The sequence below is a fragment of the Crossiella sp. NPDC003009 genome, assembly GCF_053591555.1.
Genome location: NZ_JBSFUA010000023.1, coordinates 61,467 through 85,316, shown reverse-complemented (window position 1 = coordinate 85,316; position 23,850 = coordinate 61,467). Strand labels below are relative to the sequence as shown.

Annotated in this window: 22 protein-coding genes; 12 read left to right on the top strand and 10 right to left on the bottom strand. The window is 72.7% G+C overall.

The features are described 5' to 3' along the window. Nucleotides 1-58 precede the first annotated feature (58 nt). From ACWDY5_RS23575 to ACWDY5_RS23565, 3 genes are read left to right on the top strand one after another with little or no spacing between them, the layout of a single operon-like run. Entirely contained in the window at nucleotides 59-439 is a 381-nt protein-coding gene (locus ACWDY5_RS23575) for a hypothetical protein (protein WP_449724327.1), read from the top strand. Further along, on the top strand, nucleotides 436-1,296 hold the full coding sequence (locus ACWDY5_RS23570) for a tetratricopeptide repeat protein (RefSeq protein WP_449724326.1): 861 nt from the start codon (nucleotides 436-438) through the stop codon (nucleotides 1,294-1,296). Before ACWDY5_RS23575 ends, ACWDY5_RS23570 begins: the two co-directional genes overlap by 4 nt. Continuing rightward, the gene (locus ACWDY5_RS23565) at nucleotides 1,293-2,543 is read left to right on the top strand and encodes an AAA family ATPase (RefSeq protein WP_449724325.1); all 1,251 of its coding nucleotides are present in this window, start codon (nucleotides 1,293-1,295) and stop codon (nucleotides 2,541-2,543) included. Before ACWDY5_RS23570 ends, ACWDY5_RS23565 begins: the two co-directional genes overlap by 4 nt. Here the strand turns inward: ACWDY5_RS23565 and ACWDY5_RS23560 are convergent. Together ACWDY5_RS23560 and ACWDY5_RS23555 are read right to left on the bottom strand one after the other, a co-directional pair. Then, nucleotides 2,533-2,949, bottom strand: coding sequence for a DUF6314 family protein (locus tag ACWDY5_RS23560; RefSeq protein ID WP_449724324.1), 417 nt, complete (start codon nucleotides 2,947-2,949; stop codon nucleotides 2,533-2,535). The two genes, ACWDY5_RS23565 and ACWDY5_RS23560, sit on opposite strands and share 11 nt — an antisense overlap. Continuing rightward, nucleotides 2,946-4,385: a flavin-containing monooxygenase gene (locus tag ACWDY5_RS23555; protein WP_449724323.1), complete on the bottom strand. Its 1,440-nt coding sequence runs from the start codon at nucleotides 4,383-4,385 to the stop codon at nucleotides 2,946-2,948. The genes ACWDY5_RS23560 and ACWDY5_RS23555 overlap by 4 nt, the downstream gene beginning before the upstream one ends. Nucleotides 4,386-4,505: 120 nt before the next feature. Here ACWDY5_RS23555 and ACWDY5_RS23550 point away from each other — a divergent pair, with 120 nt between their 5' ends. From ACWDY5_RS23550 to ACWDY5_RS23530, 5 genes are all read left to right on the top strand, one after another. After that, nucleotides 4,506-5,435, top strand: a complete 930-nt coding sequence (locus tag ACWDY5_RS23550; RefSeq protein WP_449724322.1) for an ABC transporter ATP-binding protein — start codon at nucleotides 4,506-4,508, stop codon at nucleotides 5,433-5,435. A 512-nt stretch (nucleotides 5,436-5,947) separates the two neighbouring features. Then, nucleotides 5,948-6,682, top strand: coding sequence for an ABC transporter permease (locus tag ACWDY5_RS23545; protein ID WP_449724321.1), 735 nt, complete (start codon nucleotides 5,948-5,950; stop codon nucleotides 6,680-6,682). Beyond that, entirely contained in the window at nucleotides 6,673-7,926 is a 1,254-nt protein-coding gene (locus tag ACWDY5_RS23540; protein WP_449724320.1) for a sensor histidine kinase, read from the top strand. Before ACWDY5_RS23545 ends, ACWDY5_RS23540 begins: the two co-directional genes overlap by 10 nt. Beyond that, nucleotides 7,919-8,572, top strand: coding sequence for a response regulator (locus ACWDY5_RS23535; RefSeq protein WP_449724319.1), 654 nt, complete (start codon nucleotides 7,919-7,921; stop codon nucleotides 8,570-8,572). Before ACWDY5_RS23540 ends, ACWDY5_RS23535 begins: the two co-directional genes overlap by 8 nt. Nucleotides 8,573-8,836: 264 nt before the next feature. Next, nucleotides 8,837-10,309, top strand: a complete 1,473-nt coding sequence (locus tag ACWDY5_RS23530) for an MFS transporter (protein WP_449724318.1) — start codon at nucleotides 8,837-8,839, stop codon at nucleotides 10,307-10,309. Here the strand turns inward: ACWDY5_RS23530 and ACWDY5_RS23525 are convergent, their stop codons facing one another. From ACWDY5_RS23525 to ACWDY5_RS23495, 7 genes are all read right to left on the bottom strand, one after another. Next, entirely contained in the window at nucleotides 10,310-14,293 is a 3,984-nt protein-coding gene (locus tag ACWDY5_RS23525) for a hypothetical protein (protein ID WP_449724317.1), read from the bottom strand. It abuts the gene before it with no gap. Between the two features lie 149 nt (nucleotides 14,294-14,442). Next, the gene (locus tag ACWDY5_RS23520; protein WP_449724316.1) at nucleotides 14,443-14,991 is read right to left on the bottom strand and encodes a hypothetical protein; all 549 of its coding nucleotides are present in this window, start codon (nucleotides 14,989-14,991) and stop codon (nucleotides 14,443-14,445) included. A 10-nt stretch (nucleotides 14,992-15,001) separates the two neighbouring features. Then, the gene (locus tag ACWDY5_RS23515; protein WP_252485974.1) at nucleotides 15,002-16,138 is read right to left on the bottom strand and encodes a hypothetical protein; all 1,137 of its coding nucleotides are present in this window, start codon (nucleotides 16,136-16,138) and stop codon (nucleotides 15,002-15,004) included. Beyond that, nucleotides 16,135-16,482, bottom strand: a complete 348-nt coding sequence (locus tag ACWDY5_RS23510; protein WP_252485975.1) for a hypothetical protein — start codon at nucleotides 16,480-16,482, stop codon at nucleotides 16,135-16,137. Before ACWDY5_RS23510 ends, ACWDY5_RS23515 begins: the two co-directional genes overlap by 4 nt. Nucleotides 16,483-16,493: 11 nt before the next feature. After that, nucleotides 16,494-16,994: a YbaB/EbfC family nucleoid-associated protein gene (locus tag ACWDY5_RS23505; RefSeq protein ID WP_283659168.1), complete on the bottom strand. Its 501-nt coding sequence runs from the start codon at nucleotides 16,992-16,994 to the stop codon at nucleotides 16,494-16,496. 273 nt (nucleotides 16,995-17,267) lie between these two features. Then, the gene (locus ACWDY5_RS23500) at nucleotides 17,268-17,975 is read right to left on the bottom strand and encodes an SDR family NAD(P)-dependent oxidoreductase (protein ID WP_449724315.1); all 708 of its coding nucleotides are present in this window, start codon (nucleotides 17,973-17,975) and stop codon (nucleotides 17,268-17,270) included. A gap of 9 nt (nucleotides 17,976-17,984) precedes the next feature. Next, nucleotides 17,985-18,272, bottom strand: a complete 288-nt coding sequence (locus ACWDY5_RS23495) for a hypothetical protein (protein ID WP_449724314.1) — start codon at nucleotides 18,270-18,272, stop codon at nucleotides 17,985-17,987. Here ACWDY5_RS23495 and ACWDY5_RS23490 point away from each other — a divergent pair. Further along, nucleotides 18,261-18,434: a hypothetical protein gene (locus ACWDY5_RS23490; protein ID WP_449724313.1), complete on the top strand. Its 174-nt coding sequence runs from the start codon at nucleotides 18,261-18,263 to the stop codon at nucleotides 18,432-18,434. The two genes, ACWDY5_RS23495 and ACWDY5_RS23490, sit on opposite strands and share 12 nt — an antisense overlap. On the opposite strand, the gene ACWDY5_RS23485 is transcribed toward ACWDY5_RS23490, so the two are convergent. Then, nucleotides 18,431-18,913: a PaaI family thioesterase gene (locus tag ACWDY5_RS23485; RefSeq protein WP_449724312.1), complete on the bottom strand. Its 483-nt coding sequence runs from the start codon at nucleotides 18,911-18,913 to the stop codon at nucleotides 18,431-18,433. The two genes, ACWDY5_RS23490 and ACWDY5_RS23485, sit on opposite strands and share 4 nt — an antisense overlap. Nucleotides 18,914-19,071: 158 nt before the next feature. On the opposite strand from ACWDY5_RS23485, the gene ACWDY5_RS23480 reads away from it, so the two are divergent. From ACWDY5_RS23480 to ACWDY5_RS23470, 3 genes are all read left to right on the top strand, one after another. Further along, on the top strand, nucleotides 19,072-21,747 hold the full coding sequence (locus tag ACWDY5_RS23480; RefSeq protein ID WP_449724311.1) for a hypothetical protein: 2,676 nt from the start codon (nucleotides 19,072-19,074) through the stop codon (nucleotides 21,745-21,747). Nucleotides 21,748-21,839: 92 nt separating this feature from the next. Next, nucleotides 21,840-22,703, top strand: a complete 864-nt coding sequence (locus ACWDY5_RS23475; protein WP_449724310.1) for an NAD(P)H-binding protein — start codon at nucleotides 21,840-21,842, stop codon at nucleotides 22,701-22,703. 65 nt (nucleotides 22,704-22,768) lie between these two features. Then, entirely contained in the window at nucleotides 22,769-23,647 is an 879-nt protein-coding gene (locus tag ACWDY5_RS23470; protein WP_449724309.1) for a S1 family peptidase, read from the top strand. The last annotated feature ends 203 nt before the right edge of the window (nucleotides 23,648-23,850 follow it).

Genomic DNA, 23,850 nt, shown 5'->3' with positions numbered 1-23,850 from the left:
CGACGATCTTCTCCGGCCGACGATTCGCACGTCAGCCGGGACCGCACGGCCGTGGCGGGTGAGCAGCCAGGCCTATGTCGCGTTCTTCGGCGGCGTGCTGGCGGTCACCACCATCGCCTTTCTCAACTCCGGCAAGCTGGGCATGGCCGCCCGCGAGCGGCGGCTGGTGCTGCTGATCGGTGGGGTGGCGCTGGCCGCGGAGCTGGTGCTGGCGCACCTGATCGCGGACCTGGTGGCGCTCAACGCGCTGCGGCTGATCATCCGCGCGGTGGCGCTGCTCGGCTACTTCGCCCAGGCCCGCTTGCAGCACACCGCGGAGCGGGTGTTCCAGCTGCGCGGCGGCGAGCACGCCCGGCTGTGGGGGCCCGGCTTCGGCGCGGTGCTCGGCTGCGGCATCCCGGAGGCGCTGCTGGTGGCCGTGGTGGTGTGGACGGCATGAGCGAGGAGACCTTCGCGCTGGTGCGGCACTGGATGTCGGTGCGCCAGCCCGAGCGCGCGCTCGACGCGCTGGCCCAGCTGCCCGGTGAGGACGCGGTCGGCTACCCGGCCACGGTGTTCCGGGCCAGCGCGCTGTGGATGCTGGACCGCAACGAGGAGGCGGCCCGGGTCGCCGCGGACGGCATCAGCCGGTTCGGGCCGGACCTGCCGCTGCTGCAGGTGCTCGGCAACACCCGGCACGAGCTGGGTCGCTGGCCGGAGGCCGAGGAGGCGCTGCTGGCCGCGCTGCACCAGGACCCGGAACAGCCGCAGCTGCTCTGCGACTACGCGCGGCTGTGCCTGTCCGCAGGCCAGGTGGACAAGGCGGAGCGGCTGGTCGCGCGGGCCGCACACCATGATCCGCACCTGGAGGCGGTCGGCCAGGTCCGGGCGATGATCGCGCTGGCCCGCGGCCAGGACGCCGAGGCGGTGCGGCACAGCGCGGACACCCTGGCGCAGGACCCGGACTCCACCGCGGCGCGGGCCATGCACGGCAACGCCGCGGCCCAGACCGGGGACGTCGACCAGGCGTACCAGTCCTTCCGGGCGGCCGCGGCCGCCGAACCCGGCAACGCCGCCTACGTCGCGGCCGCCCGCGAGGCCAGGGTGGCCGCGCACCCGGCGCTGCGGCCACTGCGGCTGATGTACCGGATCGGGCCGATGAAGCTGTGGCTGGGCTTCGTCCTGGTGCTGCTGGGCCTGCGCGCGGCCGGGTTGCTGCCGCTGGCCCTCGGGCTGACCGTGATCTGGGTCCTGTACTGCGTCTACTCGTGGGTGGCGCCGCCGCTGGTGCGCCGCTGGCTGGAGCGAAACCGATGAGCGAGCACCGGATCGAGTCGCTGCGCCGCGCGGTCGCGGCCAGCCCGGATGACCCCATGCTGCGGCTGATGCTGGCCGAGGAACTGGCCGGCGCCGGTCAGACCGCGGCGGCGCTGGATGAGTACGACTGGCTGCTGCACCACGACGCCGACCTCACCGAGTCGCTGGTGCACATCGGCGAGCTGGCCGCCAGCGAGCAGCGGCTGCCGCTGCTGCGCGCCTGCCTGGAACACGCCAGGCAGGCCGGGATCGTGGAGGGCGTCGGCAAGCTCCAGCGGCTGGTCGACGAGCTGCTCACCGCGCGCGGCGCGATCAGGGTCACCGCCGAGGGGCGGGCCGGCGAGCGGCCGGAGGGTCCGGCGGCGCGGGCGGAAACGCTGACCTTCGACCAGATCGGCGGCATGACCGAGGTCAAGCAGCTGATCCACCGCATGATCATCCTGCCGCTGTCCCGGCCGGAGCTCTACGCCAAGTACGGCCGCCGCACCGGTGGCGGCGTGCTGCTGTACGGGCCGCCCGGCTGCGGCAAGACCATGATGGCCCGCGCCACCGCCGGGGAGTGCGGGCTGCCGTTCGTCAACGTCCGGATCGAGGACGTGATGGACCCCTACCTCGGGGTGTCCGAGCAGAACCTGCACGCCGCCTTCGAGACCGCCCGCGCCCAGGCGCCCTGCGTGCTGTTCCTGGACGAGCTGGACGCGCTGGCCTTCGCCCGGCACAAGCATCACGGCTCGGACGCCCGCCGCCTGGTGGACGTGCTGTTGCAGGAGCTGGACGCGATCGGCTCGGACAACGACGGGGTGCTGGTGCTGGCCGCCACCAACGCGCCGTGGGACGTGGACGAGGCGATGCTGCGGCCGGGCCGGTTCGACCGGGTGGTGTTCGTGCCGCCGCCAGATGCCCCGGCCCGTGCGGAGATCCTGCGCGTGCTGCTGGCCGCCGCGCCCACCGAAGGCGTGGACCCCGGCAGGCTGGCCGAGCCGACCGCGCTGTTCAGCGGCGCGGACCTGCGCGCGGTCACCGAGCGTGCGATCGACGCGGTGATCGACGAGGCGCTGCGCACCGGCGCGGAGCCGCCGCTGCGGATGGCGCACCTGGAACAGGCCCTTGCCCAGGTTCGTCCGTCCACAGTGGACTGGCTGGTGCGGGCCAAGGCCTACGTGGAGTTCGCCAACCAGTCCGAGCGCTACTCCGATGTGGCCGAGTACCTGGCGGCCAAGGAGGTGCGGCGCAGGCTCAGCCGGTGACCCGGCGGAACACGGTGGCGATGGTGAAGTCCTTGTGCGGCCCGGCCACCTCGTAGGAGATGTGGAAGGTGTCCGGGTCGGCCAGCCGGTAGTGGCCGGTGTAGACGTCCGCGCCGCACAGGTGGGTGGCCGCCTCGGCGTCCGGGCGCAGGGTGTGCATGATCCGGCCGTCCGGGAAGCAGACCTGGAGCGCCTCGCCGTCCAGCCGGTAGCGGTACTCGCGGTAGGCGGGCCCGGTGTAGCCGGTGTCCAGGGTTAGGGTGCCGTCCTCGCGGTAGTGCAGCTCCCCTGACCCGGCGGGCCGGAATCGGGCGAGGCCGCTCGCGGTGCCCTGCCCGGTGATCACCCGGCTGAACCGCCATTCGCCGGGCAGCGCGGCGAACAGCTGCTGCGCGCTGACGTTCACCCCGGCCTCCTCCCGATCCGTTCCCACGCTGATCGTAACTGCCGCGCCGCCAGCTCCGGGTTCGCGCCAGGGCCACTGAGCCGGTAGTGCCCGGCGACCACCGGCCCGTGCCAGAGCTGCTCGTACCACTCCCCCGCCGGATCCAGCGAGGGCAGCACGCCGAACTCCTCGGCCAGCCGATCAGCGAAGCCCACGTAGTCGCCGTGCGGGAACTGCGGTCGCGGCCGGGCCTGCCGGATGTCCAGCTCCGCCTGGATCCCGGCCCGCATCACCGCCTGCGCGGGCGGCGGCATCGCGCCGGAGAGCACCTCGACCGCCCAGCGGGCCTGGAGCTCGATCACCGCGAAGAACGGTCCGCGGTACACTCCGACGAAGGCCAGTCCGGGCAGCGCGGGGTGGAAGGTGCAGCCGTGCAACAGGATCGGCTGCAACCAGTCATCGGCGAAGGAGATCTCCGCCAGCAGCGGCGCGGGCAACGGCAGCTCGGGCCGGTACCCGGTGCACCAGACCACCGCGTCACAGTCCACAGTGGACCCATCGACGAGCACCAAACCATTGGGCGACAACGCGGTCACCTGGCCGACCGCGATCCGCAGCGCGCCGTCGGTGAGCAGGCCGGGCAGCCGGTCGGAGGTGACCAGGTGCGGCGGCTCGGCCGAGGACGGGTCCAGGGCGAGCCGGGAGTCGAACCGGCCCGGGTTGCCGCCCAGGGCGTCGTAGCGGGTGTTCGCCGCCCGGTTGGCCGCCGCCCTCGGCAACCGGGTCCGCTCCTGCTGACGGTGGCGGGTCATGCCACGCAGGTCGCGCGGCACGCCGTCCTCGTAGCGCGGCAGGATCCAGAACGGCCTGCCGGTCACCGCCGTGGTCGCCACCCCCGCCCCGGCCAGCTCAGCCGCGATCTCGGTGCCGCTGAAGGACATCCCGACCACCGCGACCCGCTTGCCCGCGAACCGTTCCGCGCCGCGGTACCGGCTGCTGTGCAGTGACTCCCCGCCAAATCTCCCCGGCAGATCGGGCGTCCAGGGCCGGGAGAACACCCCGGCGGCGAGCACCGCCGCGGCGAAGACCTCGCGGTGCTCCCGCCCCGCCTCGGTCCAGGTCACCGCCCAGCCGTCACCCGAGGGCGCGACCTCGGTGACCGCGCAGCCATAGCGCGGACCGAGCCCACTCGCGTAGGCGGACAGGTACCCGTGCACCTCGCCCTGGAACGGGAAGTCCCGGGTCCGCTCCGGCCAGACCTGCTCGGAGAACGAGCACAGCTGGTGCGAGAGGTTGGTCGTCATACCGGCCCAGGCCGCGCCGTCGCCCGGCCGCCACACCCCGCCCAGCTCGGTCGCCCGCTCGAACAGCACCGGCTCCAGCCCGGCCGCCCGCGCCGCCCGTGCCGTGGCCAGTCCCGCCGGACCCGCGCCGATGATCGCCAGTCTCGCCCCCACCCCACCGACTGTACGGCCTGGCGCATCAACCGATCAGCTGATTTCCGGTCAACCAGCCGCCCTCCCGGTCCACCGATCCGAGTGATGCCGTGCCGCACTGGCACAGGACAAGCTCATCCCATGCCAGTCATCGAGGTCGACTCCCTGCACAAGCGCTACCGGAACCACGTGGCCGTGGCCGAGGTGTCCTTCACCGTCGAGCGCGGCGAGATCTTCGGCATCGTCGGCCGCAACGGCGCGGGCAAGACCACCACGGTGGAGTGCGTGGAGGGCCTGCGCCGCCCCGACCGCGGCCGGATCTCCGTACTGGGCCTGGATCCCCAGCACGACGGCCCCGCCCTGCGCGCCAAGGTCGGCGCCCAGCTCCAGCAGTGCCGCCTGCCCGACCGGATCACCGTCCGGGAGGCGCTCCAGCTCTACGCCACCTTCTACCCCGATCCCGTCCCCTGGCGGCCATTGCTCGCCGAACTGAGCCTGACCAAGCAGGCGAACACCCGCTTCGAGAAGCTCTCCGGCGGCCAGCAACAACGCCTGTCCATCGCCCTGGCCCTGATCGGCAACCCGGAGATCGCCATCCTGGACGAGCTCACCACCGGCCTGGACCCCCAGGCGCGCAAGGACACCTGGGCGCTGATCGAAGGCATCCGGGACCGGGGCGTCACGGTGCTGCTGGTCACCCACTTCATGACCGAGGCGGAACGGCTCTGCGACCGGATCGCGGTGCTGGACGCCGGCCGGGTCGCCGCGATCGACACTCCGGCCGGACTAATGTCCACAGTGGACAGTGAGCAGACCGTGCGGTTCCGCCCCTCCGCGCCACTGGACCCACACCCGCTGACCACCCTGCCGGAGGTGCGCGCGGTACGCCAGGACGGCCCGGAGGTCACCGTCACCGGCCGCGGCAACCTGTTGCACGCCTTGACCGCCGCCCTGGCCGCCCAACAGGTGATCCCGATCGACCTCCGCCTGGAACGCGCCACCCTGGACGACGCCTTCCTCACCCTCACCGGCCACCGCCTCACCGATCCCGAGCCCGAGGCCGCCGCATGACCAGCCCCGCCAGCCCCGCCAAGACCATCGGCACCCGCGCCGCCACCCGTCCGGCCAGCCCCGCCCCCACCAGCGCCATCCCAGGAACGCCCACCGCCACACCAACCGCGCCTACCCCTGCCTCGCCAGCCGCCCCGGCCACGCCCGCTCCCGCCACGCCAGCCACCCCCACCACCTCCGCGCCACCCTCGCCCACCCCCGCCGTGCCAGCCACCCCGGCCCCGCCCACCTCGCCCGCCGCGCCTACCTCCGCCACTTCCACCCCCGCTGCCCCCGCCGCGCCAGCCTCGCCGATCCCTGCCACGCCAGTCCCAGCCGCCCGTGCCTCCGCCGCACCAACCCCGACCGCCGCGCTCGCCGCTTCTGCCCCCGCCGCGCCACCCTCGCCCACCTCCGCCGTGCCAGCCGCCCACCCTCGCCCACCTCCGCCGTGCCAGCCGCCCACCCTCGTCCACCTCGCCCGCCACCTCTCGCACCCCCACCCCCGCCACTTCCCCCGCCCTGGAGCCCCGATGAGCCCCATCCGCGCCTTCGCCGCCACCGAGCTGCGCCTCTTCCTGCGCGACCCGGCCGGCGTCTTCGTCGTCGCCGCCCTCCCGGTCGGCCTGATGCTCGTCTTCGGCCTCTCCGGCGGCGCACTCCCGCCCGACGGTGGCCTGCGCGCCCAACAGACCTTCCTGCCCGCCCTTGCCGTCAGCATCGCGCTGGGCATGCTCGGCCTGTTCACCCTGCCCTCGGTGCTCGCCGCCTACCGGGAACGCGGTGTGCTGCGCCGCCTCGCCACCACCCCGGTCAGCCCGGCCACCCTGCTCAGCGCGCAGTTGCTGGTGCAGGCCGGGATCGCGGTGCTGGCCACGGGGCTGGTCGCGGTGGCCGGGGTGCTCGCGCTTGACCTGCCCGCGCCGCGGAACCCGCTCGGGCTGGCGTTGTCCCTGGCGCTGGGCATCGCCGCGTTGTTCTCCATCGGGCTGCTGGTCGCCGCGCTGGCGCCCAACGCCAAGGCCGCGGGCGGGCTGGGGCCGCTGTCCTTCTTCCCGCAGATGTTCCTGGCCGGGTTCTGGATGCCCTGGGAGAAGATGCCCGACTGGCTGGCCGCGATCGGCCGTCACTCCCCGCTGGGCGCCACCATCCAGACCGTGGCCACCACCTGGGCCGGTGGCGCGCCGGGCGTGGGTCAGCTGCTCGCGATGGGGGTGTTCGCGCTGATCGCGGGGGTGTTGGCGGCTAGGTTGTTCCGGTGGGTCTGAGTCATCGGGAGCTGGATGCGTGGGAGCGGCGGGTGCTGCGCCGCACCCAGGCCGTGCCCTACCTCCTGCTCCTGGTGGCCACCGCGCTCAGCGCGCTGCGCGCCGACCCGGCCGAGCTGCCCGTCACCCTCGCGCTGGCCGTGCTGACCGCGGCCTGGATCGCCTGGTGGGTCACCCTGCACCCGGCCTGGGCCGAGCGTTCCGGCCTGATGGCGGTCTACTTCGCCGGGCTGCTGGTGCTGATGGCGCTGCTGGGTTCGCGCGGGGAGTGGTACGGCGGCCTGTTCGCCTTCACCTGCTACGTGCACGCCTGGCACCTGCTGCCCGGCCGGTGGAAGTACGCCGGGGTGGCCGCGGCCGCGTTCCTGGCCATGGGCTCGCTGAGCCGGGGCCTGCCGGACTCGCCGTCGGCCTGGCTGGTGTTCGTGCTGCTGTGGACCGCGATCGTGCTGATGGTGGTGCTGTTCAGCACTTTTGGCGATGTGATCAACGCGCGCAGCGCCCAGCGGCTGACCATGGTGGAGGAGCTCGCCGAGGCGAACCGGCGGCTGGAACGCAGCATGGCCGACAACGCCGAGCTCCAGGCCCGGCTGCTGGAGCAGGCGCACGAGGCCGGGGTGCGGGCGGAGCGGCAGCGGCTGGCCAGGGAGATCCACGACACCCTGGCCCAGGGCCTGACCGGCATCATCACCCAGCTCCAGGCCGCCGAACAGGCCGCGACCGAACCCGGCGCCGCGCCCCGCTGGTCGCGCCACCTCAGCACCGCCGCCGAGCTCGCCAGGGAGAACCTGGCCGAGGCCCGCCGCTCCGTGGCCGCCCTCAACCCGCACCCCCTGGCCGAAGCCGGGCTCGGCACCGCGCTGACCGAGGTCACCGAACGCTGGTCCGCCGTCACCGGCATCCCGGCCCACTTCACCGCCACCGGCCCGGTGCGGCCGCTGCACCCGGAGATCGAGGGCAGTCTGCTGCGCATCGCCCAGGAAGCCCTGGCCAACGTCGGCAAGCACGCCGGGGCCGGCAGGGCGGGCGTGACACTGTCCTATATGGAGGATGTGGTGAGCCTGGACGTGCGCGACGACGGCCGCGGCTTCAACCAGTCCACAGTGGACGAGTCTGGCTACGGCCTGCGCGGGATGCGGCAGCGGGTGGACCGGCTGGCCGGCACGCTGGTGATCGAGTCGGAACCGGGCGCGGGCACCGCGGTCAGCGCCACCGTCCCGGCGGTGGGGGTGCGGGATGTCTGAGCCGATCACTCTGCTGATCGTGGACGACCACCCGGTGGTCCGGGACGGGCTGCGCGGCATGTTCGCCGGGGACGCCCGGTTCACCGTGCTCGGCGAGGCCGCCGACGGCGCGGAGGCGGTCACCCTGGCCCAAGCCTTGCTGCCCCGAGTGATCCTGATGGACCTGCGCATGCCCGGCATGGGCGGGGTGGCCGCGATCCGGGCCCTGCGCGAGTGCGGCAGCACCGCGCACGTGCTGGTGCTGACCACCTACGACGCCGACCACGACGTGCTGCCCGCGATCGAGGCCGGCGCCACCGGCTACCTGCTCAAGGACACCCCGCGCGCGGACCTCTTCCGCGCGGTGGAGGCCGCCGCCCGCGGCGAGTCGGTGCTCTCCCCCGCGGTGGCCGCCCTGGTGCTGGGCCGCCTGCGCGCGCCCAAGCCCGAGGAGGAGCCGCTGAGTCCCCGTGAGGTGGAGGTGCTGGAGCTGGTCGCCGCGGGAGTCAACAACCGGGAGGCGGCGCGGCGGCTGTTCCTCAGCGAGGCCACGGTCAAGACCCACCTCCAGCACATCTACGCCAAGCTCGGTGTCCGGGACCGGGCCGCCGCGGTCGCCGAGGGCTTCCGGCGTGGACTGCTCAGTCCAGCTTCACCACCACGCTGACCCGGTCGCCGCCCACCCGCCTGACCACCGCGTGCCCGCCCCTCGCGGTCCCGTCCAGCTTCAGCCGCAGCTGGCCGCGCTGCAAGGCGCGCTGGCCTACCTGCGCGGGTTCGCCGCGGGGTGAAAGGAATCGCTTCCGGCGGCGGCGGAGAAAATGCCCTGGCCGGCACGCGGAAATTCTGACCCCAACAAAGTGCGCGACCTCAGGCGCACCAGCTGTTTCCCGAACGTGCCGACCGGTCGCATTCGCGCGAGGATGTCCGGGTGACCTCATCCGCGCAGCAGAACAGCCCCCCGGATCCGCGCCGCTGGAAGGCGCTTGCCGTCACGCTGACCGCCGGGTTCATGGTGTTGCTGGACGTGAGCATCGTGAACGTGGCCCTGCCCTCCATCCAGCGTGACCTGGGCGCCTCCGCGGGCGGCGTGCAGTGGGTGATCTCCGGCTACGCGCTCACCTTCGGCCTGGTGCTGGTCTTCGGCGGCAGGCTGGGTGACGCGCTGGGGCGGCGGCGGATGTTCCTGATCGCGCTCACCGGCTTCGTGCTGACCAGCGCGCTGGCCGGGGCCGCGCCAGGACCGGAGCTGCTGATCGTGGCCCGGCTGTTGCAGGGCATGACCGGCGGGCTGCTCACCCCGCAGAACACCGGCCTGATCCAGGAGCTGTTCAGCGGCCCGGAACGCGGCAAGGCGTTCGGCATGTTCGGCGCGGTGGTCGGCATCTCCACCGCTGTCGGGCCGATCCTGGGCGGGGTCATCCTGGCCGTGTTCGGCGATCCGGAGGGCTGGCGCTGGGTGTTCTACGTCAACGTCCCGATCGGCGTGCTGGCACTGGGCCTGGCCGCGCGCCTGCTGCCCAAGTCGCGGGCGAGCCTGCGCGGGATCGGCCGGGAGCTGGACTTCACCGGCGCGCTGCTGCTCGGGCTGGCCGTGGTGTGCGTGCTGTTCCCGATCCTGGAAGCCGAGCAGGGCGGGCTGGGCACGGTGTGGTGGCTGTTCCTGCTCGCGGTCGCCCTGGGCGCGGGGTTCGTCTGGTGGGAGCGCCGCCTGGTGCGCCTGGACCGGGCGCCGCTGCTGGACCTGCGGCTGTTCACCAGCACCCCCGGCTTCGCCAGCGGCGCCACCCTGGGCGCGGTGTACTTCTGCGCGTTCACCGGCATCTGGCTGGTCTTCGCCATGTTCTTCCAGCAGGGCCTGGGTTTCACGCCGCTGGCCTCGGGGCTGGCGGTCACCCCGTTCGCGGTCGGCTCAGCGGCCTCGGCGGTGGTGGCCGGGCGGCTGGTGGCCCGCTGGGGCCGCCGGCTGACCGTGATCGGGCTGAGCCTGGTGCTGGGCTGCATGCTCGCGGTGGCCGCGCTCGCCCTGCTGGCGCCCGCGGAGTCGGTCGGCTGGGCGGTGGCGCTGCCGCTGCTCATCGGCGGGATCGGCGGCGGCATGGTCATCTCGCCGAACACCACGCTCACCCTGGAGCGGGTGCCCACCTCGATGGCCGGGGTCGCCGGGGGCGCGCTGCAGACCGGGCAGCGCCTGGGCACCGCGGTGGGCACCGCCCTGCTGGCCGCGGTCTTCCACACCGCGATCAGCCTCAGCACCGGCGACTACCCGTTGGCGCTGACCATCTCCATGCTGTGCGCGGCCCTGCTCACGCTGGTCGCGCTGATCCTGGGGGTGGCCGAGCTGCGCCGCCGCCGGGAGGTGGTCAACCCCGATCCGACGGCGGCGCACTGCTCGCAGGGCTGATCAGCCGCCCAGCTCGGTCACCCGCCGTTTCGCCGCGGCCAGCTTCGGCCCGTAGGTGGCCGGATCGGTGGCGTTGAGCGCGGTGAAGTGGGTGACCGACTCCTTCGCCGCGGCCAGTGCCTCCGGCCGTCTGCCACCGGCGTCGAGGTAGTGGCTGGCCGGGTTGAGCAGCCACTCGGCCAGCACCGGACGGTAGACCTCGTCCCCGGTGGCCAGTTTCCGTGCCAGGTCAACGCCTTCCAGCACCGCGGCCAGTCCGGCTGGCCGGTCGCCGGTCTCCCAGAGCCGGGTGCCGAGGTTGACCAGCACCGAGGTCTCCCGGTGCCGCAGGTCCTTGTCGGCAGTCTGTTCCGCGACCAGTCGCCGGTAGAGCTCCCTGGCCTCGCGCAGCACCGCCACAGCCTCCTGGCCCTGCCCGGTGGCCGCCAGGTAGGCGCTCACCGGCCAGTTCGCCCACTGTCCCTGGGCAGGGGCGTACTTCTTGTCCTCGGCGGCGAGCTGGCGGACCTGATCCAGCGCGACCCTGGCGTGCGCGGTCCCCTGGCCCTTCTCCCCCGTGTTGTACAGCCGAATGCCCAAGTCAAGCTCCAAGGTCGCCTCGTACGCCCGGTGCTCCCGCGAGTCCGGCTCCCGCAGCCGGAGCATCCGGTGCCCGGAGACGGCCTCCCGCAGCACCGAGATCGCCTCGGCGTCACCCAGGTAGCTCGCGATCGGCGAGCGCGCCCACTGCGCGAAGCTGACCGCCGCGCGCGGGTCGTCCCGGCTGATCTGGCGCAGCAGGGCCAGCGCCTCCTGGCCCTTGGCCGCGGCCTCGGCCTTCTTGCCCTGCTGCCACCGGCCCTCCGCCGCCCGCAGCGCGGCCTCGGCCTGGGCCGGACCGCAGGTGCCGTGGCTGGCCCGGACCACTGGCTTCAGCTCAGCCCGGAAATCCAGCTCGGTCCGGCTGCCACAGGCCTTGTCGGACAACACGATCAGGCCGTCATGACCCGGCGAGGTGAGCAGCTCGCCCTGCGCCAGCGGGGTGGTCGACCAGTTCGGCACCGGCTTGCCGTCCACGGAGGACACCTGAGGGGCGTGGTAGCTGTTGTCCGGCGTGCGCAGGAAGAAGGTCAGCTTCTTGCCGTCGGGCTGGACGAAGGTGTGCTCCTTGCCCGTTTCCAGCACCTCGGGCAACCCGGCGTTGGCCGCATGGGTCTTGCTCACGAAGTCGGTGAACGACCTGGCCGAGGACTCGGCCGCGTAGAAGAACCCGCCGGTGCCCGACAACAGCTTCCCCGCCATCTCACTGTCCACTGTGGACCTGATGGCGACCATGATGCCGAGCTTGCCGCAGGCCTCGGTGTCGAGGTTGAGGAACTGCCAGTTGGTCTTGCTGGTGTCCGGGGTCCCGCACTGCTCCCAGACCTTGGGCACCTGCAGGTTCAGCCCGCAGGCGAACCCGCCCTGCACGCAGGTGTTGACGATGCCACGCTGCGCGGAGACGTACCAGCCGCCGGCGCCGTTCGGCTCCAGCTCACCCCTGCCGTTGAAGCGGATGAGGTTCTCCCACACCAACGGCGCACTCGGGTGGTTGCGCACCGGCATCAGCGTGGTGGCCTGGGCGAAGGCGTAGTTCTCGTTGCCCTGGAACCGCTGGTACCACTCGTCAAGGCCGTAACCGCTGGGCAGCCACATGCCGCCCGCGGAGATGGTGAAGGACTTGGACTGGGAGTAGATCTCGGTGCCGCCCGCGGCGTTCTCGTTGGCGAAGCTCAGCCGCGGCCGCTCCCCGTGGTAGTAGGCCACCTGGTAGGGCTGCTCCGGCCGGGCAGCCGCGGTGCGCAGTGCGGCGTTCGGCGGCAGGTACCAGGTCAGCGAGGCGATCGCCGCCTCGTGCGCGAGCCACTCCGGGATCACGTCCCTCCCCCGCCAGCCCGCGCCCTCGCCCTCCGGCGCAATGAACCACATGTCCTGCTCGAAGGAGGGGTCCGTCGGCCGGAAACCGGTCCACAGCATGAAGAACGGGGTCTGCGCATCGGAGCCGCGGGCGAAGTAGACCTTGTTGCCGGCGTCCATGTTCGGGGTTGTCCGGCGGTACGGCCCGGCCCGGCGCATCCCGTTGCTGCTCAAGGAGAACTTGGTGGTCAGGTAGTCCAGCACGATCCGCGCCCCGGTGCGCGTCTCGGCGTCCTCGGCGAAGTCGTGCAGGATGAACAGGCCCTGCATGGTGTAGCGGGTGTAGGGGCGGGAGTTGAACTCCAGCAGGTCGAACTTGGCGAAGTTGTGCAGTGTCTTCAGCAGGTACTCGCGCATCCCGTTGGTGGCGTTGTTGAACTCGGCCTTGCCGGTCTGGCGCAGCAGCACCTGGTTGGACAGGTACTTCGAGGCCTCGATCAGCAGCCGGTGGTTCTCCGACTCCGGGATGTCCACCAGTCCGCACAGCCGGACCTTCTCGTCGTCCTCGGAGTGCGCGCCGGTCTCGGTCATCAGCTGGCCGGTGATGTGCGCCTTGGTCTCCGCGCGCAGCAGGTCCCAGTGCCGGTAGACCATGATCATCAGGGACTTGAGGAAGGTGTCGTAGTCCCCGGTCCGCGCCGGGCAGGACACCGGCCCGGCCGAGAAGCCGGGGTGGTCGGTCCCGGTGCCGTGCGGCCGCAGGTTGCGCAGCGCCTCGTTGACCAGGTCGACCGCCGGGCGCTGGCCGGGACAGGCGAAGTCCTGGCCGAAGAGCCGGACGCTTTCCAGCATCGCGGCCAGGTGCACGCCCTGGTCGTCCCCTGGCCGGTCCGGGTAGTAGACCGAGAAGTCGGGGCCGTTGGCATCGGCCACCCGGTAGCAGGCGTAGTAGCGCACGGTCCCGGCCTGCCTGGCGCCGAGCTTGGCGAAGGCCGTGGCCGGGTCCGCGGTGGTCAGGCCGGGCAGGTCGAGCGAGCGCGGCGGGTCGGGCGCCACGTTGACCTGCATCACCTGGTGGGAGCAGTCCACCCCGCCGCCGAGGGGGCTGGTGCGACAGCCCCGGATGCTGACCTCGGAGGGGCCGAAGGCCCGGAAGGACACCGCGCCGTCAGCTCGCCGCGCGTTGATGAAGCCACCGTCGAAGTCGGGCACCCGGTTGTAGTAGGTGCCTGGCCGCTTGCCCTTGACCTCGATGACGAACCGGTCGTAGAACTCCGGCGAGTGCCAGCGCAGGTGCACCCAGTCCAGGTGGTTGGCGGCCGAGGCGCTGGCCAGCCACGGTTTGCCGCCCACCTGCCGGAACCAGGTGGTGACCGAGCCGTGCTCGAACGGCTGGCGCAGGCCCTCGTTCTCACCGAAGACCTCGGTGGGCACCGCGGTGTTCTTCGGGCAGGCCAGGATGCCGTCCTTGCCGCCGAGCTCCTGCCAGCGCTGCGCGTGCGTGCCGTTGACCACGTACACCGCGCCGCAGTCGGTCTGCCCGGTGTGGTCGGCGATGGTGACCCCGACCGGCACGGTGCGGCCCCGATCGGAGTGTGTCTCCTCGTCCATGCCCTCCACGGCGAACTCGTACCGCCCCGCGCCCTGGCCGACCACGGTGCTGAACGTGCCCGAGCGCGGGTCGCGGAAGATGAGCCCGTCGTTGCCGGCGTAGGCCCCGTTGTGCGTCCAGTGGATCCGCCAGGTGCGGTGCTCGGGGCCGTCCATCACGCCCCAGTCCACGACCACCTCGGCGCCGCGGGCGTAGGCCGCGACAACCATGTCCGGGCCGTGGTCGGGCGAGGTGGCGATCTCGCCGCGCTCGAAGGCCTGCCTGCGCCCGTTGCGGCCGGGGACGGCCTGCTCAGCACCGGTGGCGCAACCCAGGCTGCCGTGCTCGCCGCGCAGCGCGGCCCAGCGTTGCGCGATCTTCCCGGCGACCGGGACGGTGCACCGGCTCGGCGGCGCGACGACAGCTGGTGCGGCGGCCGCGGCCGGCCCGTGCAACCCGGTCGCGGTGGCCGCCACCACCAGCGCCAGGCACCCGGCCACTCGCAGGAATCTGGACATCCCGGTCTCCCCTCGCCGCTGGGCAAGCCGCCCGGGGTGGACGAGCGCGGCGAGCAGAGTGTTGGCGAGGCGGAAGGTCCAGGACGAGGGGTGCGCGGTATCCCGTTGCGCACCAGATTCGGGATACCGCTGTTGATCAGGGAAAACGGTCAGCCCTGCTTGAGGATGGCCCGTTCCTCCGAGGTGACGTGGAAGCGGAACTCCGACCCGTCCGGCCACACCAGCTCCTGCTGGTACGGCTTGACCCGGGGCCCGTGCGGGGCCGCCTCGTGCCAGCGCAGGGTGGGCGGACCGTTGTCAGCCGGGGTGCCGAAGCTGGGGCCGGTGTCGACCACGCCGACGTGCGAGGGCGAGAACACCAGCCACGCGTTCTCCGCCGCCATCGCCGCCTCCACCAGCCCGAGCGCGCGGGCGTTCGCCGGTCCGCGCACCGAACCCGACCGCTCGAACATGTTGGCCACCCCGCCGCCGAGCACGGACAGGAACAGGCTCACCACGCCGCCGACCGGGACCCGGATGAGGTTCCAGAAGAACCGGCGGATCAGGCGCTTGCCCTTGACCGTGCCGTCCTTGCGCCTGCCGGGCACCTCGAAGCCGGGCTCGACGTCGCCGAGGTGGACCACGACCACCGGTTCGCGCCACTGGCCTTCGACCAGGGCGCGAACCAGCTGCCGGAACTCAGGATTCGGTGCGACCACGCCGACGAAGTTACATGTCCAGGTTGCCGCGGGTGTCCTCGACGCTGTGATCGCCGCCGATGCCGCTCTTGTTGAACATCGGGCCGTCTTCCTTGTACTCGGCGGCGCCTTCCTTGCCGATGCCCTTGCCTGCGCCGATACCGGACTTGACGCCGATGCCCTTGGCCAGCGGGCCGACCCCGGCGTGGGTGCCGAAGGTCGTGCTGATCACCCGGTTGCTGGGCACGAAGTGGCTGCGCTCGGCCACCTTGCCGACCAGCGGGATGCCCCGGCTGCCCTTCTCCACCACCTTGCCCACGCGGAGCTTGTCGGCGAACTGCACGGCCTTGGTGGCGAACTTGGCCAGGAACTCGATGAACTTCGACAGCAGCTTGCCGAACTTGCCGAGGTAGCTCAGCACCTTCTGCAGCACGCTGGCGGCCTTGGCGATGGAGGCGGTCATGGCCGCGGCCACCGAGCCGCCGAAGGAGATGATCGAGGTGGCCAGCGCGGGCAGCCAGATGGTGATCAGCCAGGAGATCAGCTCGGAGATGATCGCCTTGATCACCTCCTCGATGACCACCATGACCATCGACCACATCTGCAGCACCTCGGCCACCGAGCCCGCGGCCGAGCCGACGCCGCGGATGCCGGTGGAGAACTCGCCGAGGGCCTTGCGGGCCTCATCGCCTGCCTCGTCCAGCCAGTCCTTCAGCGCGGTGTCGCCGGTCTTCTCGAAGTCCTCGGCCAGCGCGACGAAGCCCTGGGCCATGGTGACGAAGTTGTCCGAGGCGTGCCCGATGGCCGGGCCGTCGCCGCTGACCTGGTGCAGCGCGTCCTGCAGCGGCTGCACCAGTTCGAGCAGGATGTTCAGCCCGTTGCTGACCAGCCAGCCGATCGGGTCCATCACGAAGGTGGTCACGTCCATCGCGGCGCCGCTGACGAACTTCGCCCCGTCCGCGGCCAGGTCCTTGGCGCCGGAGGCCAGTTCGCCGACGTTGTCGGCCTGGCCCATCTCCTGGGCGTGCGCGGCGATGGACTTGCCCGCCTTGTAGGCGTCGCCGAGGACCGGGACCTTGGTCGCGGCGCGGTCGGCGTTGGCGGCGAAGCTCTCGTCGTACTGGGAGACGTTGAGCGCGTCGGCGATGCTCTCCTTGGGCCCGGTCACTTGGTCTTCCCCCCACGCGGTCCGTCGATGTTCGCCTTGTGCCTGCCGAACTCGATGACCGCGTCGTTCTCGGCGCCCTCGTAGATGGCGGCGGTGTCCAGGATCTTGCCGGAGAGCGTCTCCACGCCCTCCTTCATCGCGGCCATCAGCTCACGCAGGTCGCCGAGCCGCTCGGTGTAGGCGCTCTTGGCGAAGGCGCCCATCACGCCCCACGCCTCGTTGGTCACGTCGGCGGCGTCCACCAGCCTGCCGAACTTGTCCGCCTCGGACTGGTAGTAGTCCAGCTGTTTCGCGTAGGACTTCAGCGCCGGAATGTTGACGGCGACCTTGTCGGAGCTGGTCATTTCTCCCGCCCTCAGTGTCGTGGTTCGTCGCCGTAGACGCTGTAGCCGTCGAAGTAGTCGTCATCGTCGCGCTTGACGGGACGCTTCGGCGCGGGCGCCTGCTGGCTGTGGTGGGACGTGAGTTCCTGCGTCGCGGTTCCCAGCGCTTCGGCCTGGGCCGCCTTGACCTGGTCGGTGGTGTTGAGCCCGAAGGCCTCGCCGACCGTCTCGTCCACGATGCCGGCCTGCATCCGCACGGCCTCGGCCACCGCCTGGCGCAGCGTGGCCATGATGGTGGCGGCCAGCTGCGGCGCGGGCTGGCGCACCGCGTCCGGGGTGAGCTGGAGGTCCAGCACGGTGCCACCGGCGCCGGCGACCACGCGCACGGTGCGGTCCGGGGAGACCGCGGCGGCCTCCAGCTGCCCCAGCCGCTCCTGCATGTCGCCGACGCCGCTGAACTTCACCTCGGCCTGCTTGATCTTGGCCTGGAACTTCTCGAACTCGGCGGCAAGCCGTTCCAAGTCGGCAGACACTGCGCTCTCCTGGGGGTGCGGTCCAACGGGACGTTCACCGTACCCGCCCGCCCAGGGAAGCACCGCCAACACGGGCGAACTGACCTGGTGCTCTCCCTGTGGGGGTCAGTACCCCCCGATGCTGAAGAACCACATCTGGGAGGTGCCCTTCTCCCCAAGGAAAGGCTCAGAGTCCTCGACCACCGGCAGCCTGAACAGCTGAAACAGCCTCCCAAAGCCCTTTCAACTATCCCTTAACGACACTTTCCGCCCTGCCGGAGCCACGATTCCCGGCTAGTCCAGGACCGGGCTGGGCACCCCGGGCACCTCGCCCGCGACCCGCTGTCCGGCCTGCCGCACCACCGCGCCGTGCCACTCCGGCGGGGTCACCGCGAACCGGCCCTCATCCATGGCGCGCAACGCCTCCTCCGCCACCGCCGACGGCGGCACGCCCTCGGCGGAGATGCCGGTGGCCACCAGCGCCGGGCAGAGCATGGTCACCCGAACCGGGGTGTCGGCCAGCGCCATGGCCGCGTGGGTGGCCAGCGCGGTGACCGCGTGCTTGGCCGGGCCGTAGGCGCCGCCGCCGGGGAAGACGGCCAGTCCGGCCAGCGAGGCGGTGATCAGCACCCGAGCGGGTTCACCGGCGGTGAGCAGCCTGGGCACGAACGCGCGCAGGCCGTTGACCACCCCGGCCACGTTGACCGCGAACACCCGGTCCCAGTCCTCGGCGGGCACCTCCCACGGCGCGCCAAGGGACTGGCCGAGGATCCCGGCGTTGAGGCAGACCGTCCGCGCGTGCGGCGCCCGTTCGGCCAGTGCGGCCATGGCTTCGGGGTCGGCGACGTCAGCGGGGACGGCGGTGGCGCCCAGCCGGGTGGCGACCTCAGTCAGCACGGCGGCTTTGATGTCGGTGAGGACCAGCTGCTCGCCGCGGGCGTGCAGGGCTTCGGCCAGGGCGAGGCCGATGCCGCCCGCGGCTCCGGTGATGACGGCGGTCATCGGGCCAACCTAGCGGGACCCCCAGGCCATCTGCTCGACCAGGCCGTGCGCGGCGTCGGCGGGGAAGCACAGCTCCAGGCCCGCCGGCGTCTCGGGTTCGGCGTTCTGGATCGCCGTGGACAACGCAGCCCAGTCGGCCAGGACGCCGCCCTCGGCGAGCAGCACGCGCACCGCGACGGCGGTGATCGAGGCTCTGGTCAGCGCCGGCTTGGCCGGGCGTTCCCGGCGGCTGCGGGGCCCACCGACGACTGCACCAAGTCCTGGCCGGAGGACCGCGCCGAGATCGTGGCCGGGCACCTGGAGATCACCGCGAAGTCGGCCGACCAGGAGCACTGGGACCGGCAGGTGTTCGACCCGGCCAGGCTCACCCCCGGCATCGACCTGTCCGACGACCCGGTGCTGGCCTTCCGGTCCCGCGCCTACGCGGAGTCCTTCGCCCGCCGCGGCCGGGGGAACTAGCTCGAGGGCTGGCCGTTGCCGTCGAAGCTCAGGTTCGGGGTGAAGCTGCCGCTGGCGCGGGCCACCCGGCGGCCCTGGGCGTCGGTGATCTCGGCGTCGGCCAGCATCCGGCGCTGGCCGGGGTGCACCACCACACCGGTGGCCACGTACTCCGCCCCGGCCAGCACCGGCCGCAGGTAGTCGATGTGCAGGCTCATGGTCAGCATCGGCTGGTACCGGTCGGCCAGCGTCACGCAGGCCATCGCGCCCGCGTCGTCCAGCACCATCGCCAGGTAGCCGCCGTGCACCTGACCAGCGGAGTTGCACGCCTGTTCGGACGGCTTCCAGCGCAGCGAGACCCGGCCGCGCACCACCTCGCGCAGGCTCAGCCCGATCGGCTCCGCGTGCCGGGGCATCCGCGCCCGCCCGTCGGCCATCGCCACCAGCATCTGCTCGCCGGTCAGCTGCGCCCACAGCGTGCCGAACTCGTTGTCCCCCATCGGGCCACCCCTCCACTTCACACGATCATGACACGGTAAGCCCTGCGTCACGGCGGGTGACGGCCGGGTGCCCCCTGGTCTGCCCGCTTGGTCCTTGTTCACACCCGGCAACCGCGACAAGGTGCACGCGGGGAGGACTGACGAGGGGGATCGTCTGCATGGACACGTTCCAGAACTGGACCCAGAACATCGAGGCGCCGGTGGCCGAGTTCGCCACGCCCAAGACCCTGGGCGAGCTGTGCCAGGTGGTGCGGGAGGCGGAGGCGGCCGGGCTGCCGGTGCACGCGGTCGGCTCGGCCTGGGCTTACTCCGCGCCCGCGCACTGCGAGGGGGTGGTGGTGCGCACCGAGGCGCTGTCCGGGTTCCCGGCGGCGCTGCAAGCCGCGATCAGCGAGGCCGACACCGGGGGCAGGCTGCGGCTGGCGGTCGGCGGCGGCATCACCATCCGCAACCTGTCGCTGGCCCTGGACGGCAAACCCAGGCCGGACGGCCGGTCGGGACCACCGGCTGAGCTGCTGCGCGAGCGGCGCTGGACGCTGCCCACGCTGGGCGGTTCGGGCGGGCAGAGCCTGGCCGGGGCGGTGGGCACCGGCACGCACGGCGGTGACGCGGCCCGCCCGGCCATCGGCGACTACCTGCACGCGCTGCTGCTGGTCGGCTCCGGCGGGCAGGTCACGCTGGTGCAGCGGGCCGCCGTGGTGGAGGTCAACCTGTTGCGGGACAAGCTGATCGCCGGGGGTGAGCTGCCCGAGGGCACGGCGGTGCGGGAGCTGCGCGGGGACGCGGCGCTGGACGCGGCGGTGCTGTCGCTGGGCCGGTTCGGGGTGGTGCACAGCGCGGTGCTGGAGGTGCACGACGAGACCGAGGTGGCGCTGGTGGAGCACCGGCGGGCCGGCACCTGGCGGGCCTTGGCACCCCAACTGGCCGCCGAGATCGACCGGGCGGTGGCCGGGGACGAGTACCTGGAGGTGCTGATCAACCCGGTCACCCAGGCCGACGGCGACCGGAAATGCTTGCTGAGCACCAGAAAAACCCTGCCGCGCGCCGAGCTCCCGGTGGCCGGGCGGGCTTTTGGGCTCGGCGACCAGGCCAGCACGCCGGTCTCGGCGGAGCGGGCCAAGGCGAGTCTGCCGCCGGAGCTGGGGCAGGCGTTGTGCGCCAAGGAACTCCCAAGGCCGCTGGCCGAGGTGGCCAAAGCGCTGGGGCTGTCCATGGAGCGCAGGCTTGGTGACGTGCTCGCCGACCTGCTGAACCTGACCACCACGCTCGGGGTGCCGCAGCTGGTGGAGCTGGCCACCTCGGCGGTGACCGACTCGGTCAAGCCGGCCAGGCGGCCCTCGGACAACCAGCCCTGGCTGGTGCACGGCACCCGCTGGGAGGTCGGCGACTTCTTCGACTACAACGCCGACTGCTACCGGATGGACTTCGCCGAGCTGTTCTTCCCCGCCGACGCCGACCTCACCGCGAGGGTGGACGGGGTGCTCGGCGTGTTCGAAACCCTGCGCGCGCAAGGGATCGCGCTCGGCGGCTACGTCTCGCTGCGGTTCCTGCGCGGCAGCCGCGCGCTGCTGGCCCCCGCCCCGTTCCCGCGCTCCTGCGCGATCGAGGTGGCCATGCTGCGCGGCCTGGTCGGCAACCGCAAGGCGCTGACCCTGCTGCACGAGCTGGCCGTGCGGCACGGCGGCCGCCTGCACTGGGGCCAGCTCAACGAGCTCGACTCCGCGGGAACGACCCAGCACTTCGGCACCGCGCTCACCGACTGGCGACGGGAACTCGCCGCCGCCGAAGGAGAGTCCTCCACCTTCAGCACCGCCTTCACCCGGCTGCGCGGCCTGGAGACCAACCGGCCGGTCGACTGGACACTGTGGACAGACGGCGGCATCCGCGCCGGCGGTCCGCCTGCCCTGGCCGGGAACCAGGTGTTCGTGGCCGACTCGGCGCGGGTCGTGCACACCAGCACCGCCATCGGCGGCGACTGGCGGCCGGTCCGGCCCGAACCGGTGGGCGCCGGGGCCAGGGTGGTGGTGCTGCCCTCGGCGCGGCGGCTGGAGCTGCTGGTCGCGGACGCCACCGGCCGGGTGCTGCGCAGCCGCCAGCAGGACGATGGCGGCTTCCCGCGCTGGGAAAGCCTTGCCGGGGAAGGAATCGACGGCGATCCGGCGGGCGCGGCGCACGCCGATGGCAGGCTGGAGCTGTTCGCCCGCGGCGACTTCCCGCGCCAGCGCAAGCTGATGCAGGCCTGGGCGCACTGGCCGGCCGGGCCGTGGTCCGGGCTGATGGGGGTGGACTCCGGCAGGCTGGGCGGCCCGCCGAGCGTGTGCGGGCGCAGCTTCAACGGCAGCGACCAGCTGGTGGTGGTCGCCGCCGGGTCCACCGGCTACGTGCGGTGGAGCGCGCAGACCGGTCCCGGCGGCGCCAGCGGCTGGACCCGCTGGCAGGACCTGGGCAACCAGCCCGGCAGCCACCCGCTGGCCTTCCGCGGCCCGGACGGCGTGGTGCGAGTGGTGGTGGCCGACCCGGCCGGCCGGGTGTTCGAGGCGATCGAGCTGACCGGCGAGCTGGCGGTGCGCTGGCAGCCCTGGCGCGCGCTGCCCGCCGGCCCGCGCCTGGACCCGGTCACCGGCCTGACCGGGGCGGGTTCCTGGCTGCTCGGCCTGGGCCGGGACGGCCGCCTGCTCGGCACTCACCTCGACCAGGGCAGCTGGTCGGCCTGGCAGGACCTGGGCGGCGCGCTGACCGGCCCGCTCGCGGCGAGTGCGGGCACCGACGGCGTGCTGGTGAGCGGGGTCCGCCGCGGCGACGGCCGGCTGGTCTACCGCAGGCTGAATCCCTGACGGGGCGGGCACATCAATGTGCCTACTTACCGGTTGAGCGCGCGGCTGGTTCGCTCTCGGTGATCGTTCACCACACCGAGAGGGAACCAGCCATGCACGTCGTCACCGGCGCGTCCGGCCAGCTGGGCCGCCGCATCGTCACCCACCTCCGCGAGCACGTGGACGCGGCCAAGATCATCGCGTTGTCCCGCACCCCGGAACAGCTCGACGGCCTCGGCGTGCGCGCCTGCCACGGCGACCTGGACCAGCCGGAGTCGCTGCTGCCGCACTTCGACGGCGCCGAGCGGGTGCTGGTGGTGGCCACCTCCGCGGTCGGCCGCCGCACCGCCCAGCACGCCAACGCGATCAAGGCCGCCCAGCAGGCAGGCGTGGGCGGCTTCCTCTACACCTCGATGATCCGCGCGGGCGATCCCGGCAACACCAGCCCGATCCTGTTCGAGCACCGCGAGACCGAGCAGCTGCTGCTCGACTCGGGCCTGCCGTTCACCTTGCTGCGCAACGGGATCTACATGGACATGCTCCAGCTCATGCTGCCGCTGCGGGAAGCCGTGGACACCGGCGTGCTGCCCGGCAAGTTCGGCTCCGGCCGCGTCGCCTACGTCACCCGCGACGACCTGGCCGCCGCCAGCGCCGCCGTGCTGGCCACCGGCGGCCACGACGGCCAGATCCTGGACCTCACCGGCCCGCAGGCCCTGGACCACGCGGGCATCGCCGCCGCACTCGCCGAGGCCAGTGGCCGCCCGGTCCGGCACGACCCGGCGGCCGAGGAGCCGGTGGAGTCCTTCCTGGCCCGGCTGCCCGCGGCGGCGCGGGCGAACCCGGAGGCGATGCGGTCCGGGGAGATGTTCTGGCACAGCGCGGAAGCGGGCTGGCTGGACGTGCTCACCTACCACGTCCCCCGTCTCACCGGCCGCCCCGGCACGACGCTCGCGGAGTTCTTGCGGGGCGTGCTCTGACCCGGAGTTCTGCCACTTGGCCCATTGACCGGGCGACCCCGCGCGTGAGTCGATAGCCTCCGCCGATGTCCGAAAAGAAGCCTCGCCGACGCCGTTGGTGGATCTTGGGCCCGGTCATCGTCCTACTGGCCCCGATCGTGCTCTACGCCCCGTTCCTGGTCTGGGAGTACACCCGCCCGCAGCCCGATCCGGTGCCCGGCAGCGGCCAGGTGTCCACCGCCGCCGTGCCCTGGGTGGTGGTCATCGGCAACCCGAAGACCTACGCCGACTCCCCCAGCAACAAGCTGTGCGTCGGCACCCTGGTCGCACCCAAGGCAGTGGTCACCGCCGCCCACTGCCTCGGCTCCGAACCGGCCGACCTGACCATCACCGTCGGCCGGGACGACCTGCGCGGCAGCACCGGCCGGGTGGTGCGGGTGGCCGCGACCTGGCGCGACCCCGGCTACGCCAAGGGCATCGCCGAGGAGTCCTTCTTCGGCGGCATGTTCGGCCAGGTACGGCTTGCCTCGGCCGACATCGGCCTGATCACCCTGGCCGAACCCGTGGACACCCCGGCCCTCCCGCTCGCTGACGGCCCGGCAGCCGGGTCGGCCGCCACCGTCTACGGCTGGCGCATGTCCCCTGAGGACCAGCCGCTGCTCTGGCAAGCGCCTACCACGGTGGCCGCGGACACCGAGTGCGTGCGCCGGGCCGCCGACAGCGTCCGCTTCATCCCGCCCCGCTGGCACGGCGTCAGCTACGAGCAGGCCGCCTACCTGTGCGTGGGCGCGGACCGCGCGATCCGCCTGCGCGCCACCGACAGCGGCTCCCCCGTGGTGGTCGGCGGCAAGCTCGCGGGCGTGGCCTCCTGGTCGGGCAGCGTCGACCCCGCGGCCCCGGACTACTACACCCGGGTGGCCCACTACCAGGGGCAGCTGCGCACGCTCATCGACGCGATCCGCTGAGACGGGACCCGTCAGACGCGGCTGGCACTGGTGGTGCTTCCGCAGGTGGTGGCGGCCGGACTGCCCGCACTGCTGGTCGCGGTCCACCGGACCGGCTGCCGGAGCGGGCCTGGGTGCAGGGCTGGGCCCGGATCTGGCCGGAGCACGCGCAGCTGCCGCCCGGCTGGGGCCGGTGGGCGGCGGGTGAGCTGGTCCGGCCGGCT